Annotated in this window: 16 protein-coding genes; 3 read left to right on the forward strand and 13 right to left on the reverse strand. The window is 65.1% G+C overall.

The window, feature by feature from the left end:
- Positions 1–1621 (reverse strand): DNA helicase RecQ (gene recQ, locus H8B02_RS34375; RefSeq protein ID WP_229170292.1); only part of this gene is annotated, 1621 nt, incomplete at its 3' end.
- 244 nt (positions 1622–1865) lie between these two features.
- Entirely contained in the window at positions 1866–3086 is a 1221-nt protein-coding gene (locus tag H8B02_RS34380) for a T6SS phospholipase effector Tle1-like catalytic domain-containing protein (RefSeq protein ID WP_229170293.1), read from the reverse strand.
- Positions 3087–3190: 104 nt separating this feature from the next.
- Here H8B02_RS34380 and H8B02_RS34385 point away from each other — a divergent pair, with 104 nt between their 5' ends.
- The gene (locus H8B02_RS34385) at positions 3191–3421 is read left to right on the forward strand and encodes a hypothetical protein (protein ID WP_229170294.1); all 231 of its coding nucleotides are present in this window, start codon (positions 3191–3193) and stop codon (positions 3419–3421) included.
- On the forward strand, positions 3418–3945 hold the full coding sequence (locus tag H8B02_RS34390) for a hypothetical protein (RefSeq protein ID WP_229170295.1): 528 nt from the start codon (positions 3418–3420) through the stop codon (positions 3943–3945). Before H8B02_RS34385 ends, H8B02_RS34390 begins: the two co-directional genes overlap by 4 nt.
- 45 nt (positions 3946–3990) lie before the next feature.
- On the opposite strand, the gene H8B02_RS34395 is transcribed toward H8B02_RS34390, so the two are convergent.
- From H8B02_RS34395 to H8B02_RS34440, 10 genes are all read right to left on the reverse strand, one after another.
- Positions 3991–5367, reverse strand: a complete 1377-nt coding sequence (locus H8B02_RS34395; RefSeq protein ID WP_229170296.1) for a vWA domain-containing protein — start codon at positions 5365–5367, stop codon at positions 3991–3993.
- A gap of 6 nt (positions 5368–5373) precedes the next feature.
- The gene (locus H8B02_RS34400) at positions 5374–6321 is read right to left on the reverse strand and encodes an AAA family ATPase (protein ID WP_173639425.1); all 948 of its coding nucleotides are present in this window, start codon (positions 6319–6321) and stop codon (positions 5374–5376) included.
- A gap of 163 nt (positions 6322–6484) precedes the next feature.
- Positions 6485–6808 (reverse strand): hypothetical protein, encoded by a 324-nt coding sequence (locus H8B02_RS34405; RefSeq protein WP_173639424.1) that lies wholly within the window; start codon positions 6806–6808, stop codon positions 6485–6487.
- Positions 6809–6982: 174 nt separating this feature from the next.
- A complete protein-coding gene (locus H8B02_RS34410) occupies positions 6983–7615 on the reverse strand; it encodes an HAD-IA family hydrolase (RefSeq protein WP_229170297.1) in 633 nt (210 codons plus the stop codon).
- 155 nt (positions 7616–7770) lie between these two features.
- Positions 7771–8457 carry a methyltransferase family protein gene (locus H8B02_RS34415; RefSeq protein ID WP_229170298.1) on the reverse strand — a complete coding sequence of 229 codons (687 nt, stop codon included), beginning with the start codon at positions 8455–8457 and terminating at the stop codon, positions 7771–7773.
- A gap of 99 nt (positions 8458–8556) precedes the next feature.
- Entirely contained in the window at positions 8557–8898 is a 342-nt protein-coding gene (locus H8B02_RS34420) for a hypothetical protein (protein ID WP_229170299.1), read from the reverse strand.
- A 36-nt stretch (positions 8899–8934) separates the two neighbouring features.
- Complete coding sequence (locus tag H8B02_RS34425) at positions 8935–9114, reverse strand: hypothetical protein (RefSeq protein WP_092126523.1); 180 nt, start codon at positions 9112–9114, stop codon at positions 8935–8937.
- A 58-nt stretch (positions 9115–9172) separates the two neighbouring features.
- Entirely contained in the window at positions 9173–9364 is a 192-nt protein-coding gene (locus tag H8B02_RS34430; protein ID WP_229170300.1) for a hypothetical protein, read from the reverse strand.
- Positions 9365–9538: 174 nt separating this feature from the next.
- Positions 9539–11998 carry a S8 family serine peptidase gene (locus tag H8B02_RS34435; RefSeq protein ID WP_229170301.1) on the reverse strand — a complete coding sequence of 820 codons (2460 nt, stop codon included), beginning with the start codon at positions 11996–11998 and terminating at the stop codon, positions 9539–9541.
- Between the two features lie 352 nt (positions 11999–12350).
- Positions 12351–13025 carry a LuxR C-terminal-related transcriptional regulator gene (locus H8B02_RS34440; RefSeq protein ID WP_229170302.1) on the reverse strand — a complete coding sequence of 225 codons (675 nt, stop codon included), beginning with the start codon at positions 13023–13025 and terminating at the stop codon, positions 12351–12353.
- A 437-nt stretch (positions 13026–13462) separates the two neighbouring features.
- On the opposite strand from H8B02_RS34440, the gene H8B02_RS34445 reads away from it, so the two are divergent.
- Positions 13463–14224 (forward strand): S1 family peptidase, encoded by a 762-nt coding sequence (locus H8B02_RS34445; RefSeq protein ID WP_229170303.1) that lies wholly within the window; start codon positions 13463–13465, stop codon positions 14222–14224.
- A 163-nt stretch (positions 14225–14387) separates the two neighbouring features.
- On the opposite strand, the gene H8B02_RS34450 is transcribed toward H8B02_RS34445, so the two are convergent.
- The coding region (locus H8B02_RS34450; RefSeq protein WP_229170304.1) for an acetate--CoA ligase family protein at positions 14388–16141 on the reverse strand (1754 nt) is incomplete at its 5' end.

The following is a 16141-nucleotide window of genomic DNA, read 5'->3' on the forward strand; positions in this document are numbered from 1 at the left end:
CGGGCGCGAGCTCGCCGCGGCGCGACTTGCCGCGCACCGCGCGGTTGCGCGCGCCTTCCGGCTGCTCGCGCAGCATCACCGCGGTCTCACCTTTCAGCACACCGCGGGCGCTGTCGGTCAGCTTCAGCGCGCCGAAGGCGTCGCTGTCGGCGCGCAGATGGCCCATCGCCACCAACTGGCGCAGCACCGCGCGCCATTGCTTCTCGTTGAGCTCGCGGCCGATGCCGAACACCGACAATTGGTCGTGGTTGAACTGCTTGACGCGTTCGGTCAGCCGCCCGACCAGCACGTCGATCAGGTGCATGGCGCCAAACCGCTGCCCGGTGCGATAGACGCAGGACAATAGCTTCTGTGCGAGCACCTTGCCGTCGCGGACGCGCGGCGGCGTCAGGCAGTTGTCGCAATTGCCGCAGCTTTCGTCCGTGCGGGTCTCGCCGAAATAGCCGAGCAGGCGTTGCCGCCGGCAATGCACGGTCTCGGCGAGCGCAACCAGCGCGTCGAGCTTGCCGATCGAGACGCGCTTGAAGGCGTCGGAGCCGGTCGATTCGTCGATCATGCGGCGCTGCTGCACGATGTCGGAAAGGCCATAGGCCATCCACGCCGCCGACGGCTTGCCGTCACGGCCGGCGCGTCCGGTCTCCTGGTAGTAGGCCTCGATGCTCTTCGGCAAATCGAGATGCGCGACGAAGCGCACGTCGGGCTTGTCGATGCCCATGCCGAACGCAATCGTGGCGACGATCACGATGCCGTCCTCGTTGAGGAAGCGATCCTGATGCCGGGCACGCACGCTGGCATCGAGCCCGGCGTGATAGGGTAGCGCGGGAATGCCGGCCTCGCTCAGCGACGCCGCGACGTCCTCGACCTTGGCGCGGGACAGGCAATAGACCACGCCGGCGTCGCCGGCATGCCGCTCCTTGATGAAGTTCTTCAGCTGCGTGGTGGCGTTCTGCTTGTCGACGATCTCGTAGCGGATGTTGGGGCGGTCGAAGCTTGCAACGAACTCCGGCGCGTCGCTGAGCGACAGCCGCTCGGCGATCTCCTTTCGCGTCAGCGCGTCCGCGGTCGCCGTCAGCGCGATGCGCGGCACCTTGGGAAAGCGCTCGGCGAGAGCGGACAGGCCGATATATTCGGGGCGGAAATCATGGCCCCATTGCGAGACGCAATGCGCCTCGTCGATCGCAAACAGCGCGATCTGCGCCTGGCCGAGCAGATTGAGGCAGCGTGGCGTGAGCAGCCGTTCCGGCGCGACATAGAGCAAATCGAGATCGCCGGCGAGCAGCCGCCGCTCGACCTCGGAAGCTTCCTGATAGGACAGCGTCGAGTTCAGCACCGCGGCGTTGACGCCGGCCTCGGAAAGGCCCGCGACCTGGTCACGCATCAGCGCGATCAAGGGCGATACCACGATGCCGCAGCCGTCGCGCAGCAGCGACGGCAGCTGGTAGCACAGCGACTTGCCGCCGCCGGTCGGCATCAGCACCAGGCAATTGCCGCCATCGGTGACGTGGCGGACGATCTTCTCCTGCGCGCCGCGGAAGCCCGACAGGCCGAACACGGAACTGAGCACGGACCGCGCGTCGCGAGGCGAAGCGGATGCATGATCGAGGGCTGGTTGGGCGGTCATGATCCCTGAGAGGGCGATTCGGGTTCCCGGATCGAACGATTCCGGAACGAAGCGTGTTAATACACCGTCCTGCGATAAACTCAATTGAGGCAATGGCTGCCGGCCAGCGCGCGCGCCGATACGGTCGGCTGAGCTCAGCCGCACGCGGATCAAGGATACCGATCGATGCGCAAAGCGCTTTCGAGCGAAGTGGATGCCGCTTCGCGTGAAGAAAAGCGCCGCAGGATAGCGAACTCTGACGCTGTCAGGCCGTCGGAGCGGGCGGCGCCGGCGGCGGCGTCATTGGCTCGACCTTGTAGGTCTTCGGCAGGTTGATCGGCCGGTAGGTCGGGTCCTTGTCCATGCGCTCAACCACCGAGCTATGGATGGTCGCCCCTTCCGGCATAGGCCGCGGCTCGCCGCGCGGCAGATAGAAGCCGAGGAAGGACTTCCGCTCCGGCCATTCCTTCCATTTGTCGCTCTTCGGAATCCATTCCAGGATTTCCCAGGCGGCGGTCAGCGAATTGTGCAGCGGGGCCGTCGCGCTCGGCGGCACGTAGTCGTGCTTGTGCGGCGGCAGCGGCAGCCCCCAGGCGAGATGATCGATCAGCGCCTGATCCATGTGCAGCCCGCCGGACCTGGCCTGCTCGAGCATCCAGATCAGCGGAAATTTTGACGGCCCGCTCTGGTCCTCGGGATAGCCGCCGCCGACGTCGGAGTGCACGCCGGCGAACCAGACCTGGCGAATGTCCTGCTCCACCTCCGTTGCCGGATTGAATGGATCGGAACGGAATTTCTGCGGTTCAATCCAGCGGTTGAGGCGGAACATGCGCCTGCGTTCGTCGATCGAGATCGCCTGGCGAAATCGCCTGACACTGGAATTGGTGCGGGTGAACAGCAGCGTCTGGATGTCGAACAGGAAGTTGTCCTGCCGCGGCACGATGATCGAGGCGACGGTGTCCCAGACTCCGACGAACTCGATGTCGATGTTGCGCCCGCCGGCGATCTGGCTGAAATGCCAGGCTTCCTTCAGCGGGGCATCGTCGAACGTGCCGTCCGATTTCTGGGAGTCGGAGCTGGCTTTCTTGTAGGTGTTGAACGCATAGTCCGCGATATCGAGCTGGTCGACCGGCAACAGGCCCATCACATGGACGAAGGCCGCCAGCGTGCGCACGGTATAGGCGCCGCGGCTGAAACCGAACATCCAGACCCGGTCGCCGGGCTCCCAGAGCCGGCACAAAAACTGGTAGGCGCCAAGCGTGTCCTCGTCCAGACCGGCGCCGAAGGCCAGCCCGAAAAGGCCACGCACCTCCTGCTTGAAGCGGCCCCAGCTGTTCTGCAAGCCGATCGTGCCGAGACCCGGATGATAATAGATGCGCTGCCGGCCGTCCTTGTCGGCGACACGAAACAGCTTCAGCACGTTGGAAATGTTGGCGCCGATCTCGTTGCCGGTGCCGTCGCAACAAATCACAATATCTTTCGGCATCCGTTGCCCCTGCGGTCGCCGTGAAAATTCGCGGCCTCAATGTACGGCAGAACAAGGGGAAGGTTCAATCTTCAATTGAAGACGGTTCTGTGTACGCGGCATGAATGCCTACTGTCGCCCCGGAGTCTGCGGCCGGCCCGCCCGCGTGCTCGCTCTACGCAGCGACCGGCAAAATTCAATTGCAACACTTTGGAAAAGGTGGGAATCTCATCGCCAGTCATTGCGATATTGCGTTGATATTTTTCTCCCTTTCAGGGATTTCGCAGGTGCGCGCGATCATCTTGCCTGCTGTCTTCCGCAGCTTCCTCAGCCCCGACAGGAACGGATCGGCATGAGCCACCAAGCTCTCGTGACGGTCATCCTCGCGGGATTGGTGGTGAGTGCGTTCGGACTGTTCTGGTGGGTCGGCAGCTATTCTAATAGCGTTTTCGCCAACAGATTCCGGACCCGCTTTCCAGAGAAGACGCTGAGCTACACCGGCGATCAGCTCGGCGAATTGGTGCAGTCCGATCTGCGGATGAAGTATGTCTTCCCGATCCTGTTCCCGCTCGATCTCATCGTCATGCTGGCGCTGGCGGGTGCGATGGGCGCGGCGTCATCATACTGGCTCAACCAGATCCATCCGACTGCATCGTGGCTAGGCTTGTTCGTGCCGGCGGTGTATCTGCTGAGCGACCTGATCGAGGATTGCTTGCTGGCCTGGCTGTTGCTGCACGGCGACCCGCTCGCGGCGGCACGCTCCGTCTCGATGCTGAAGGCGATCACGACGATCAAGCTCGTCAGCATCTTTGCCTCGATCGCGCTGACGCTGGTCGCGTTCGTCGGATGGCTATTTCACAACGACTCGTTGCGCCTCTAAAGCGCGATAGGCACTTTCCGGATTATGCTTTAGGCCGCCGGTCGCCTACTGATACGTCGCCACGATGTCGGAGACGGCGCGCTCGAGCTGCCGGGCGGTCGCGCACTGGCGGACCACAGTGCAGAAGGTCGCGTAGCGCGGCATCTCGGAATCGCCGAAGCCCCAGACCATGCGGCCTTCGGGGTTGAGCCACACCAGGCGCTTGGAGCGCTCGCCGATGCGACGCAGGATGTCGGCGCGCGGATCGAGATTGTTGCTGCGGGCGTCGCCGAGCACGATCACCGTGGTCTGCGGCGTGATCGCGCTCATCCAATTGTGCTCGAAATCGGCGAACGAATTGCCGTAGTCGGACGAGCCGAAGCCGACCTTGGACATGATCTCCTTCATCGCCTCTTCCGGCGATTTCGATTCCAGGATGTCGCTGACCTCGATCAAATGGCCCGAAAAGGCGAACGAGCGGACGTCGTCGACCACCTCGTGCAGGCTGTGGATCAGGAGCAGGAAGAAGTCCGACACGCGGGCAACCGAACCCGAGACGTCGCACAGCGCGACGATCTTCGGCCGGTCGCGATGCTTGCGCTTCCACGCGGTGAGGAAGGGCACGCCGCCCCAGGCCGCGTTTCGGCGCAGCGTACGGCGTACGTCGAGATGGCCGCGGCGCTGGCGCTTGCGCGGCTTGGAATAGCGCTCGCGCAGCCGGCGCGCGATCTGGCGGATCAGCGTGCGCATCTGCTCGACCTGACGCGGCTCGATCCGCGCTAGCGGCGCGTTGCGCAGGATCTCGTTGCGCAGGTTTTCGGTCTCTTCGCGCCCGTAGAGCAGCAGGGCTTGCGAGACCGTGTCGCGGACGGTGCCGCGCAGGCCGTTGAGCGCCTCCTGCAGCCGCTCGGCGAGCGCCGGATTGCGCGTGGTCTGTTCGTCGATGTCGTCGCGCAGCCGCTGGATGCCCATCGCATCGAGGATGCGGGTCTGGAAGATGCCGCGCTGGGTGAAGTAGCGGATGTCGGGCAGCGAGGCGGCACCGGAAGCGTTGGCGATCGCCGTCGATATCGCGGCGCGATCCTGCGACAGCAGCATCTGCGCCAGCGGCCCGACATTCTCGCTGGCGGCGCCGCCCGCCGCGTCGCCATGCTCATCGGCCGACGGGTTGGCGCCGGATTCGCTGTTGTCGTCGGTCTTGCTCTGCTCGGCGTTCTCTTGCTGCGGCTCGGGCTGGCTGAAGAACAGGTCAAAGCATTCGCCGAGCGAGCGCTTCTCGTCCTGGGTCTTGGCAAGCGTCAGCAGGAACGTGTCGCGCAGGATGTCGCGGTCGGCAAAGCCGACCTGGGCGACCGCCCGCATCGCATCGATGCTTTCGGCGGGCGAGACCCGGACCCCGGCTCCCCGCGCCGCACGAAAGAAGCGATGCAGGTTTTCGCGCATGTTGATTTAGCTGAATACGCCTTGGCGCGACGCCTTGGCGATGAAGGACGAAATCTGCGGCGTCGCGGCCTCGATGTCGGCCTCGTATTTCAGGAGCACGTTGAGCGTGTCCTTGACGATCTCGGTGTCGAGCTCGCTCGCCTGTAGCAGCACCAGCACGCGCGCCCAGTCGATCGCCTCGCTGACCGAGGGCAGCTTCTTCAAGTCGAGCGAGCGGATCTCGTGGATGAAGCCGACCATCTGCTTGCGCAGCGTCTGCGAGATGCCGGGCACCCGGCTCTCGACGATGCGCTCTTCCAGCTTCTGCTCGGGGAAGCCGATATGCAGATGCAGGCAGCGCCGCTTCAAGGCATCGCCGAGATCGCGTTCGCTGTTGGAGGTCAGGATCACGGTCGGCGGCGCCACCGCGGAGACTGTGCCGAGCTCGGGGATCGTGACCTGGAAGTCCGAGAGGATTTCCAGCAGAAGCGATTCGAATTCGGCATCCGACTTGTCGATCTCGTCGATCAGGAGCACGCAGCCGGCCGGCTGCTCCAGCGCCTGCAGCAGTGGCCGCGGCTCGACGAATTCCTTGGAGAAGAACACGTCGCCGAAGGTGTGGAGCTGGTCGAGTGCGGCGGCCAGCGTCTGCGCGCCGCCGAGCACCTCGCCGAGCTTGTCCTTCAGGATCTGGGTGTAAAGCAGCTGCTTGGCATATTTCCACTCATACAGCGCCTTGGCTTCGTCGAGGCCTTCATAGCACTGCAGGCGGATCATCTTCAGGCCGCGCCAGGCGGCGATCGCCTTCGCAAGCTCGGTCTTGCCGACGCCGGCAGGGCCCTCGACCAGGATCGGCTTCTCGATCTGCTGCGACAGATAGACCGCGGTCGCGATCTGCCGGCTCGCAATATAGCCTTGCGCGGCGAGGCCGCTTTCCACGGCCTCGATCGAGGCGGTGGGCCTGGTGTCAGCCACGAGGATCAGCTCCGAATTTGCCTTGAACTCGGACCTGTTCTGCTCCCGTTGCCGGCAAAGCACAAGGCTCGTTTGGCCCGCAAAGGCATGGGATTAAAGGCTGGGGTTAGCGCATGGTTCCGGGGTATTTCCGCCGAGCGCAATACGGGAGGAGCGGCAGCCTCTAGCCCGCGCAGCTCTTCACGAAATCCTTGCGCTGTGGGCCGACGATCTTCTGGTCGATCGCCTGCTTCAGGCAGTCGAGATGCGCCTGCGCCATGCAGAGCTGCATCTGGTCATGCCGGTCCTGTCCCTTCAGCGCCTTCGCCGCGCTCTGGCAGGCCGCGCGCTTGGCACCGGGGACGGGCGCTGCCGCTGACGTGTTCTCTTGCGCGGGAGCCGCCGCCGGCGCTGCTGCCGGTGCGGGGGTTGAAGTCGATTGCGCGAACGCTGCGACCGAGACCAGCAGCGAACCAGCCGAGACCAGGGCGACGACGAGATGTTTCATGGGATGTGCCTCCGCGGGCATGATCCGGAGAAGTGAACGTCGGCTTTCCGGAACGTCATGCTCAGACCAGGAGTGGGATCACGATGCGATTTCATGGTCGCACCGTGACCCAAGGGGAGGCTGAGAATTAGCGACCGCCGCCTGAATGCGGAGTGAATATGCCGCCAGGCCGCTTCACCTCAGCGTGAGCCCGGTCGCCGCTTCGAGCTCGGAGATCGCCTGCGCGGCGTTCGCGACCTTGATCGTGGTCATGCCCATCTCGCGCGCCGGCTTCAGGTTGACGCCGAGATCGTCGAGATAGACGCAGTTCTTCGGGTTCACCTGCAGCGTCTCCACCATCATCTGGTAGATGCGCGGATCGGGCTTGCGCAGGCCGATCTTCGCGGACTCGATGACGTGGTCGAACAGCGACATCACCTCTGCAACATAGAGCGTGCGTCCGCTGTGGCTGCCGATTGCGTTCGACGGCAGATTGTTGGTGATGCAGCCGGTCTTGAATTTCGCCTTGATGCGCTTCAGCGCCTCGACCATTTCGGGGCGCAGGTCGCCGGAGAGCAGCGGCAGCACGTCCTTGCCGCGCACCTCGGCGCCGAGCGCCTTCGATTCCGTGGCGAACAGCGCGTCGAACGCGTCGATACCGATCTCGGCGCGTTCGAACTTGGCCCAGGCGTTCTCAAGATGGTTGGCGGCGTTGGTGCGGCGGATGATGTCGCCCGGCAGGCCGCGCTCGGTCTCGTAGCGCGCGAAGGCCTCGAACGGCGAGGTGGTCAAGACGCCGCCGAAATCCCAGATCACTGCCTCGATCATCGATGTCCTGCCCGTTGCAAAGCGGCGGCTTCGCCTCGGGTCGTCCGGCCGTTTTGGCCGAAGACAGGGAAACGCGCGTTCAGCCTTCTTTATTGGAATTGCCGCCGATCAGGCAAGCCGCCAGTTTGCGGCAAACTCCGCCATACGGAACGGGCTCACCAGACCATCGGAACCAGGCGGTAGCGCACGCGCCCGAGATATTCGGCATAGCCGTCGAGCTCGGCAGCGAGCATCCGCTCCTCCATCATGGACCTCAGGCCGAGCAGCGCCGCCATGATAGGCACGATGCCAAGGCCCCACCAGGATCCGAGCAGCAGCGGCGTGCCGACATAGGTCAACAGGCCGCTGGCATAGATCGGGTGCCGCACATAAGCGTACGGCCCCGTGGTCACCGCAGCATGCCCGCGCTCGCGCTGGATCTTCACGACCGGGGCGGCGTAGCTGTTTTCCCGGTAGGTCCGGTAGACGATGTAGAACGACGCGGCGATCATCACCGCGCCGGCGCATTGCAGCCAGAACGGGACGAACGAAGTCTGGTAACGCACCGCGTCGAGCGCCATCAGCGGCAGCCATGTCAGCCACAACAGCGGCATGATCGTCGTGATGACGCGATCCCACCCGGCTTGGCCGCGCGCGGTGCGGCGCTCCGCCAGCAGCCCCGGATCATGTCTTGCGAGCCATGCCTCGGTGATCAGTCCGCCGATCGTGATCTCGAGCAGGAACATCCAGGCGCCGGCCCATCGCATGGTGCCGGCCGCAAGAAACAGGAGGGTCCCGAGGCCCACAAATGTGCCGGCGGCGCGGCGCAGATTGATGCGCGGGGGATTGCCGTTCTGGTTCATGTCTCTCTCCGACGAGCGGCAACGGCCGCGCCGCCGGATCGGGCGGGCCGTTGCATGTCCGGGTAGTGGATCGAAGCGCCGCTCAGTGCGTGGACCTGGTTACGGTCTGCGGGTCCAGTTTCGTGCCTGTCCGGAATAGACCTTGCTCGGCAGCGCGCGGGCCGTGGGATCGAGCAGGATCTTCATCGCGGTGTTGAGCCGCTCCTCCGAACGCGGCGAGCCATCATGGCGCATCTGCTGCGGAGCACCGGGGCCCTGCGGAGGCGCCATGTAGGCCGACGTTGTCGGCGGGGCGGGCGTGGTGGCGATCTTCGGACGGGCGACAACGGCCGCCTCCAACGGGCGCCGCGCGTCGGCAAGGCTTGACGCTGCGGATGCTGATTCCGCCGGCGGCGGAGAGGCGGCGCTGTCGGATCCGGATTTGCGGGGCGGTTTTGCCATGGCATCGGCTCCATAGGTTCGGTGATGACGACGACGTCAGGATTTGTCTTCGTCGGATGTGGTGCGTTTGGCGATGATCGGGTTGCGGTCGCTGATCGCGGCGAGCAGCGAGGCGTGGCTCACGACTGACGACACGACGATCTTTCCGGACGGCTCGATCCGGCGACCGTTCTGCTGTTGTTGCTGTGGGCTCCTGGCGGTGGATTTCTGCATCATGTCGGCCTCCTCGAGGGCAGGGGTGGGGCCCGACAGCGCCGGGCCCCGAGTTTGGCGATCAGATGCCGAAGGCACCGAGGACGCCCGGCAGCGCCTGCACGGCCGTACCGAGGATGTCCTGCCAACCCTGCGGGTTGACCGACCCGTTGGTCGCCACTTCGGCAATCCGCTTCGGACCGCGCTCGATGCCCTCACACTGGATCGGGCTACGCGCGCTGCCGAAGGTCTCAAAGTCGTTCCTTGCGTACATGTTCAGCTCCTTCTTTCGGTTTGAATTGACGGCAACTACGGGAGGTGGGCACCGACCGGGGCAGCCGTCGCTGGACGTCGCCCAGGGGATCGCTCATCGCGTCGATCCCCTGGACCACGTGACGCTAATTCGCGCCACGTTCTGATCTCCTCCGGACGCAGAGGAGCAATCGCGTCAATAGACCTGCCACTGCCGCAGCGGCCCGACCGCCACCGGCACCACGTCGCTCACGTCGATCGTGTACTGATAGACTTCGCGCGCCTGGGTCAGGACCTGCGTCGGGTTGAAGAAGCGGTAGGTCACGTCGTGGCAAATCGATTCCGGACGGCAGATGAGACTCTGGTCGACCTCGACGGTGTCGAGCCGCAAGCCCTTCTTGGCGACGTCGGTGAAGATCTTCCGCGTATTGTAGGCATTCATCGCCGAGTAGTTCAGCGCGCGATCCTGCGGCGAAAGACCGACATTGCGGAATTCGTTGTAGATCCGCTCGAGGAAGCCCTCGGCGCCGTCCGGCCAGGTGGTGGGGTCGGGCCCGAACAGCGTGTAGAGATCCCACTGGTAGAAGCCGCGCCAATCGGTCACCAGCGTCGGAACGACCGTGCCGTTGAGCAGTTTGGTCGTGTTGGTGCTGTCGACCCAGCCGGCCATCGAGACCCGCGCGACGCCGCCGCGCGGCGGGAATGCGGGGGGCGTGATCGGTCGTGCGTCAGCGTCGGCGGCAGCCGCATTCGCCAGCACCACGGTGCGGGTCGTCGCGGGATCGTCGTGCGAAACCTCCTGATGCCACAGCGCCAGGATCAGCGCGGCGAAGAATCCGAGACCGAACACGTCGAGCGGCTTGATCGCATAGATCGGGATCGAATCGATCGTCATCGTCCAGGTGATGGCGTCGGCGTCCGGGAAGTTGTTGCCGGCGCCGGCCGGCGTCGCGGTCTCGCCTTCGGCCTGGTTCAGCAGATAGCGCGCCATGATCGCCGGATTGTACGGCGCCGAGGTATCGCCGGAGTGGTCGCGCTCGGGCCCGAAGGCCGGATCGCCGCGGCCGATCAGGCTGTCGCGCCAGTTGGCGATCGCCTGCACGAAGTAGTCGAGGCGGGCTTCCTTGCCGAAATCGTAGAACAGCCGGCCGATCGGGAAGGCGAGCTGTCCGGTGGACTCGGGCGTCGCGCCCTGCGGACGCATGCCGCCGCCACAGCCGCAGTTCTTCTCGCTGGTTCGAACCGCGGGCGCTTCGTACATCGGCAGCGCCTGGGGCATTGCGACGGGAAGCGCATTGCTCGGCATCAGCGCGTGCAGTTGCTGCGGCTGCAGCCAGGTTTGCGGCATCATGCCGGCCGTTGGCATCGCCATCTGCGGCATCATCATCGGCGGCATCACCATCTGGGGTGCCGGTGCCGGCATCCAGACCATGTCGCCGCCCGCATGGGGGGCGTGATACGGATAAGGCGCGGGTGCGGCGATCGGCGCGGCGACGACGCCGTGATCAACGGGGACGGCCATGGCCGCAGGTGCCGCCGGCGCGGCGGGCTGCGCCTCGCTTGGCATGATCCCGGCGTTGCTTCGCAGGACCGAGCCGTCAGGCCCGAATATGCGCGGAGCCGATGGTGCAGACATTGCTGATAGATCTCCCATGGAACCCTCTCTGGTTGCAGTTGGCTGAGCGGCGGATGACGGTTGGACGAAAGGGCGCGCGGACACTCCCCAGAAGCGGGGAGGCGCGGCCGTGGCACCCGACGGCATGACGGCGTCCGCCTGCTCGCCAAGCAGGGCGGCGACAGCCGCGGGAATATCGAGCCGTCCGGCGAGACAGCGCGAGGCGCTGCCGTCGCTGCGGCACGGCGCCGCGCTTTCGAGCAGCGCGGCACGGACGGCTTGCGGATCGGCCTTGCGTCCGTTCTGGCGCAGGCGTGAGAGCAGCAGCGCGACGACGCCGGTCACGATCGGCGCCGCGTAGCTCGTTCCGGAACGCAGGCTGACGTTGCGGACCGGCGAAGCGCCGGCGATGTTCTCGCCCGGCGCCAGGATGCCGTTCTCGAGATAGGCGTCGCCGAAATTGCTGAACGGCAGCGGGTTGCCGGCCAGATCGCACGCGCCGACCGCAAGCACCGAGGCGAGACTGCCCGGCACCTGGACGCAGCGGCAGCCATCATTGCCGGCGGCGGCGACGATCAGCTTGCCCGCGCGTTCGCAGGCGCGCACCGCGTCGACCAGAATGCGATCGGCCTGTCCCGTTGCGGATTGCTGACCGCTGCTGATGTTGATGATGTCGGCGCCCACCGCCAGCGCCTGGTTGATCGCAAGCGCCAATGTGCTTTGCGAGGACGGCTCGATCTGTCCGGCGGCATTCTCGCGATAGATCGAGAACACGGTTGCGCTGCAGCTCGGCGCGACGCCGAGCACCGGGCTGCCGGGTGTCCCCATCAGCACGCTCGCGACATGCGTGCCGTGCTCGGACTGGATGATCGATGAAGACGGCGCGACGAACTCGCCGCCCATGGCGACACGGGCCTGCCTGAGCGAGGGATGATTGAGATCGACGGGGCCGTCGATGATCGCGATCTTCACCGCGGGGTCGCCACCCGACGTTCTCTGCCACAAGGCAGCCAGACCAGCGATGTCGGCAACTGGATTCATGAAATCGATCCTGGCCGATCTGCTGCGAATTCGTGCAGCCGATCCGTCTTCCACGGCAATCTGCAACCGCGCAGCGAACGAAAAGAGCGGCATGTCGCTGCGTTGGTGCTGTTGTGGCAGGTGTGCCGCGAAAGGCCTATTCGCCGCGGTGGATCAGAAAGGATCGGGCCGATGATACGGATCGAGCGATCCATGAGATGGATCCTGCGCCTCGAAGGATCGATCAAAGGGTTTAGTCGGGATCGATCTCACGGCGTGATGGGGTGCGAATGCGCGCAAAGCCGCGCCGCATCTGCGCACCAATGCGTGCATGCGCTGCGGTCAGTCGAATACGGAATTCAGGTCGCTGGTGTCAGTCGAGCTCGCGGCGGCGATCGAGAGCCGGCGCAGATGATGCGAGCCACGGCGCTTCGCGGACCCGCCGCATCGCCTGCGCCCGGCGCGGCAGGCCGAGCTTTTGCAGCACGTGATGGACGTGATGCTTGACGGTTGCAAGACTGAGATTGAGATCGCGTGCGATCTCCTTGTTCGACATGCCCTGCCCGATGAGCTTGAGAACCTCGCCTTCGCGGCGCGTCAGTCCCTGGTCGGTATCGATCGTATCCGCCTGACGCTCCATGCAAAACAGCGCGCGCAGCAAGCCGCCGGAAATCTCGGCGCTGCAGGCAAGCCGCCCCGACGCTACGTCCGACAGTGCGCGGCACAGCTCGTCGAAGCTGGCATTCCGGGAAATGTAGCCGCTGAATCCGGCCCGGCCGCAGCGGACCACGTCGCGCCGGTCCTCGTTGAGGCCGAGCGCTACCAGCGCGATCTCCGCATGCTCGCTCGCAATCACACGCACCTCGTCGAGATCGATGCCCTGTGTGACGTCGATCAGAATGACACCCACGCTACCGGTCTCGAGGGTCGCACGCAGGCCGGCAAGATCGGCGACCGCCGCCTCGACGGCAAACTCGGCGTGGTTCTGGAAACTCGAGGCAAGCCCCTCGCTGAACAGCCTGATCGGCGTGACGACCGCGATCCTCATCATTATCCTCGAACTCAACGAAATGGCGGATGGAAAGCCGTCTGTATGTCAACGGCACCGGCATCCAGAAAGTCATGAAGGTAAGTATGCGGCATGCTGCCAGAGGTTGTATTATTATCAGGTCGAAACTACGGCCCCGGTAGGCGCGTGATCAAGAGATACAGTTCACATTCGACCGTCGTGCCGGCAGCGCGACGCAGGATACGATGTGATGGATATCGCGGCAAGCTGGCGAGACGCAGCGCGTGCGAACCATGGGACAGCAGGAAATCTCGCGGCGACTTCAACGCCGTAGTGATCGACGCTTAGATATTTAGATAATTGACGTGTGCGGGCCCGGGTGATCTGTACAAGATTGCGTGTTCTTCGACCGAGTGTGAGCGACGCAATGCCGCGCCTCGGATGTGCTCAATACAGATGCAGATCAACAGGGTTCCATGACGAGCGTGATTCGAGCGACAGCCTTTCTGACCCTGTTGATGGTAACGCCGGCCTTCGCGATCGTCGGTGGTGGCGCGCCGTCGACCGATGGTGTCGCGCGCGCCGTCGTCACCATCGTCGGCTCGCGTGGCAATTTCTGCACCGGCGCGCTGATCGCGCCGAAGGTGGTGCTGACCGCGGCGCATTGCGTGCAGCCCGGTGCCGACTACAAAATCGTCGATTATGGGCCGGACCGGCAGCCGAAGCTGCAGGACGTCAAGACGGTTGCGATCCATCCCGGCTTTCGGATGCAGGCGATGACCAATCATGTGGCGACCGCCGATGTCGCGCTGCTGCAGCTTGCGGACCCAGCCGCAGGCAAGGCGCCGGCAGTGCTCGGCATGCCCAACATTCCGATCCAGGTCGGCGGCCGCTTCACCGTCGCGGGCGTCGGTGTCACCGTGCGCGGCGACGGCAAGAGCGGCGGCAGCACTCGCGTCGCCGGCCTGATCGCAAGCGGCAAGCCCGGCACGCTGCAGATCCGTCTCGTCGATCCGGTCGGGCAGGGCGTGCGCGACGGGCTCGGCGCCTGCACCGGCGATTCCGGTGCGCCTGTGTTCGAGGACAAGCCAGGCGGGCCTGTCATCGTCGGCGTGGTGAGCTGGTCCACCGGCCCGAACGGCACCGCCGGCTGCGGCGGCATCACCGGGGTGACGCCGCTCACGCTCTATCGCGACTGGGTGATGCAGACCGCGCGGCAGTGGGGCGCGAGCTTTTAGACCACGGCCCCTTTAAACCGGCAGCACGCTTTCTCCCCGTCATCCTGAGGTGCGAGCCTCTTCGGCGAGCCTCGAAGGATGCGCGGCCACCAGCCGGGCCGTGCATCCTTCGAGGCTCGCTCCGCTCGCACCTCAGGATGACGGTGATGAATTCGCGATGAACCTAATGCCCCGCCGCCTTGTTCGCGGCGGCGTTGTTCAGCACGATCAGGCCATCGACGGCGACGCCGAGCTTGCTGTTGATCAGGAACGGATTGACGTCGATCGAGGCGATGCGGCCATTGGCGTCGGCCATCAGGTTGGAGAGCCCAACCAGCGCCTTCACCGCCGACGGCTCGTGCAGCGCGGGCTTGCCGCGATAGCCCTTCAGCTTGACCCCGGCCTTGGTCTTGGCGATCAGCTCTTTCGCCTCGGCGGCATCGAGCGGCGCGCCGGCAAGGGCGACGTCCTTCAGCAGCTCGATATCGACGCCGCCGGTGCCGAACAGCACCACGGGGCCCATCTCGGCATCGAGCGAGGCGCCGACCACGAGCTCGAGGTCGGCCTTGACCTGTTGCGCAATCAGGATGCCTTCGAGCTTCGGCTTGCCCTTCAGCTTCTTCACCCGCGCGGTGATATCGTTGAACGCCTTCTTCACCTCCGCCGCATTGCCGAGGTTCAGCACGACGCCGCCGATGTCGGACTTGTGCAGGATATCGGGGCTGACAACTTTCGCGACCACCGGGAAGCCGATTGCCTTGGCGATCTTTACGGCCTCCGCCGCGGTCTGCGCGACGTCTTCCTTGGAGATCGGGATGCCATAGGCCTTGAGCAGCTGCTTCGAGGCAACCTCGTCGAGCGCGGCGGCGCCGTTGGCCGCCTTCAGCGTCTTCTCCAGCACCGCGCGCGCGGCTGTCTTCGAGCTCGACACGATGTCGGGCACTTCCTTGCGCAGACCTGCGTACTCGATCAGCGATTTGATCGCGCCGACCGCGCGGTCGAGTCCCTGCATGACGGCGATATCGGGCAGCGACTTGCGCAGTCCCTTGGTGAATTCGGTGAAGCCGATCGACATCGCGCTGATATAGATCACCGGCTTGTTGGCCTGGCCCGCCATCTCGTTGACGATGCGCAGATTGCGCTCGCGCAGCTCATGCGGTGCCTTCGGCAGCTCTGCATCGATGATGACGATGTCGGTGTCGGGATCGTCGATCATGATCTCGATCGACTTCATGTAGACGGAGGGATCGACCACCGCGGCGAAGCCGGCATCGAGCGGATTGCCGACGATGCTGCCGGGCCCGAGCATCTTTGCCAGCTGCTCCGACGCGTTCGGGCTCAGGGCTGCGAAATTCAGGCCGGCGGAATAGAACGCGTCGATCAGCAGCCCGCGCTTGCCGCCCGACAGCGACACCGCCGCAAGGCGGTTGCCCTTCGGCGGATCGGCATGGACGAAGCACTCGGTGGTCTCGATCAATTCATCCAGCCCGCGCACGCGGATCACGCCTTCGCGGGTCGAGATCGCATCGAACGTCTCGATCGAGCCGGCGAGCGCGCCGGTATGCGCCATCGCGGCGGCGCGACCGCCTTCGGAGGAGCCGAGCTTGAGCGCGATCACCGGCTTGCCCGCGGCGCGCGCGGCCTTGCAGGCTTCGCGGAACACCTTTGTGTTCCTGACGCCTTCGAGATAGACCACGATGACGCGGATGCTAGGATCGGCGGCGAAATAGCTCATCAGGTCCGGGGTCTCGAGGCCGGATTCGTTGCCGGTCGTGACCATGTAGCCGACGCCGACGCCGCGATCCTCCAGCGCCTGGCGGATCGCCATCACGATGGCGCCGGATTGACCGGCGATCGCCACCGCACCCGGCTCCATGGTGACGATGCGGTCGTCGATATTGGTGAACAGGTTCTCGCCGGCGCTGAGACTGCCAAAGG

It is taken from the genome of Bradyrhizobium altum (assembly GCF_020889705.1).
Lineage (GTDB): Bacteria > Pseudomonadota > Alphaproteobacteria > Rhizobiales > Xanthobacteraceae > Bradyrhizobium > Bradyrhizobium altum.

Coding starts and splice junctions, on each gene's coding strand:
- H8B02_RS34380 (WP_229170293.1), bottom strand. CDS start 3,086: ATGCCGAAAGATATTGTGATTTGTTGCGACGGCACCGGCAACGAGATC.
- H8B02_RS34385 (WP_229170294.1), top strand. CDS start 3,191: ATGCCTACTGTCGCCCCGGAGTCTGCGGCCGGCCCGCCCGCGTGCTCG.
- H8B02_RS34390 (WP_229170295.1), top strand. CDS start 3,418: ATGAGCCACCAAGCTCTCGTGACGGTCATCCTCGCGGGATTGGTGGTG.
- H8B02_RS34395 (WP_229170296.1), bottom strand. CDS start 5,367: ATGCGCGAAAACCTGCATCGCTTCTTTCGTGCGGCGCGGGGAGCCGGG.
- H8B02_RS34405 (WP_173639424.1), bottom strand. CDS start 6,808: ATGAAACATCTCGTCGTCGCCCTGGTCTCGGCTGGTTCGCTGCTGGTC.
- H8B02_RS34410 (WP_229170297.1), bottom strand. CDS start 7,615: ATGATCGAGGCAGTGATCTGGGATTTCGGCGGCGTCTTGACCACCTCG.
- H8B02_RS34415 (WP_229170298.1), bottom strand. CDS start 8,457: ATGAACCAGAACGGCAATCCCCCGCGCATCAATCTGCGCCGCGCCGCC.
- H8B02_RS34420 (WP_229170299.1), bottom strand. CDS start 8,898: ATGGCAAAACCGCCCCGCAAATCCGGATCCGACAGCGCCGCCTCTCCG.
- H8B02_RS34425 (WP_092126523.1), bottom strand. CDS start 9,114: ATGATGCAGAAATCCACCGCCAGGAGCCCACAGCAACAACAGCAGAAC.
- H8B02_RS34430 (WP_229170300.1), bottom strand. CDS start 9,364: ATGTACGCAAGGAACGACTTTGAGACCTTCGGCAGCGCGCGTAGCCCG.
- H8B02_RS34435 (WP_229170301.1), bottom strand. CDS start 11,998: ATGAATCCAGTTGCCGACATCGCTGGTCTGGCTGCCTTGTGGCAGAGA.
- H8B02_RS34440 (WP_229170302.1), bottom strand. CDS start 13,025: ATGAGGATCGCGGTCGTCACGCCGATCAGGCTGTTCAGCGAGGGGCTT.
- H8B02_RS34445 (WP_229170303.1), top strand. CDS start 13,463: ATGACGAGCGTGATTCGAGCGACAGCCTTTCTGACCCTGTTGATGGTA.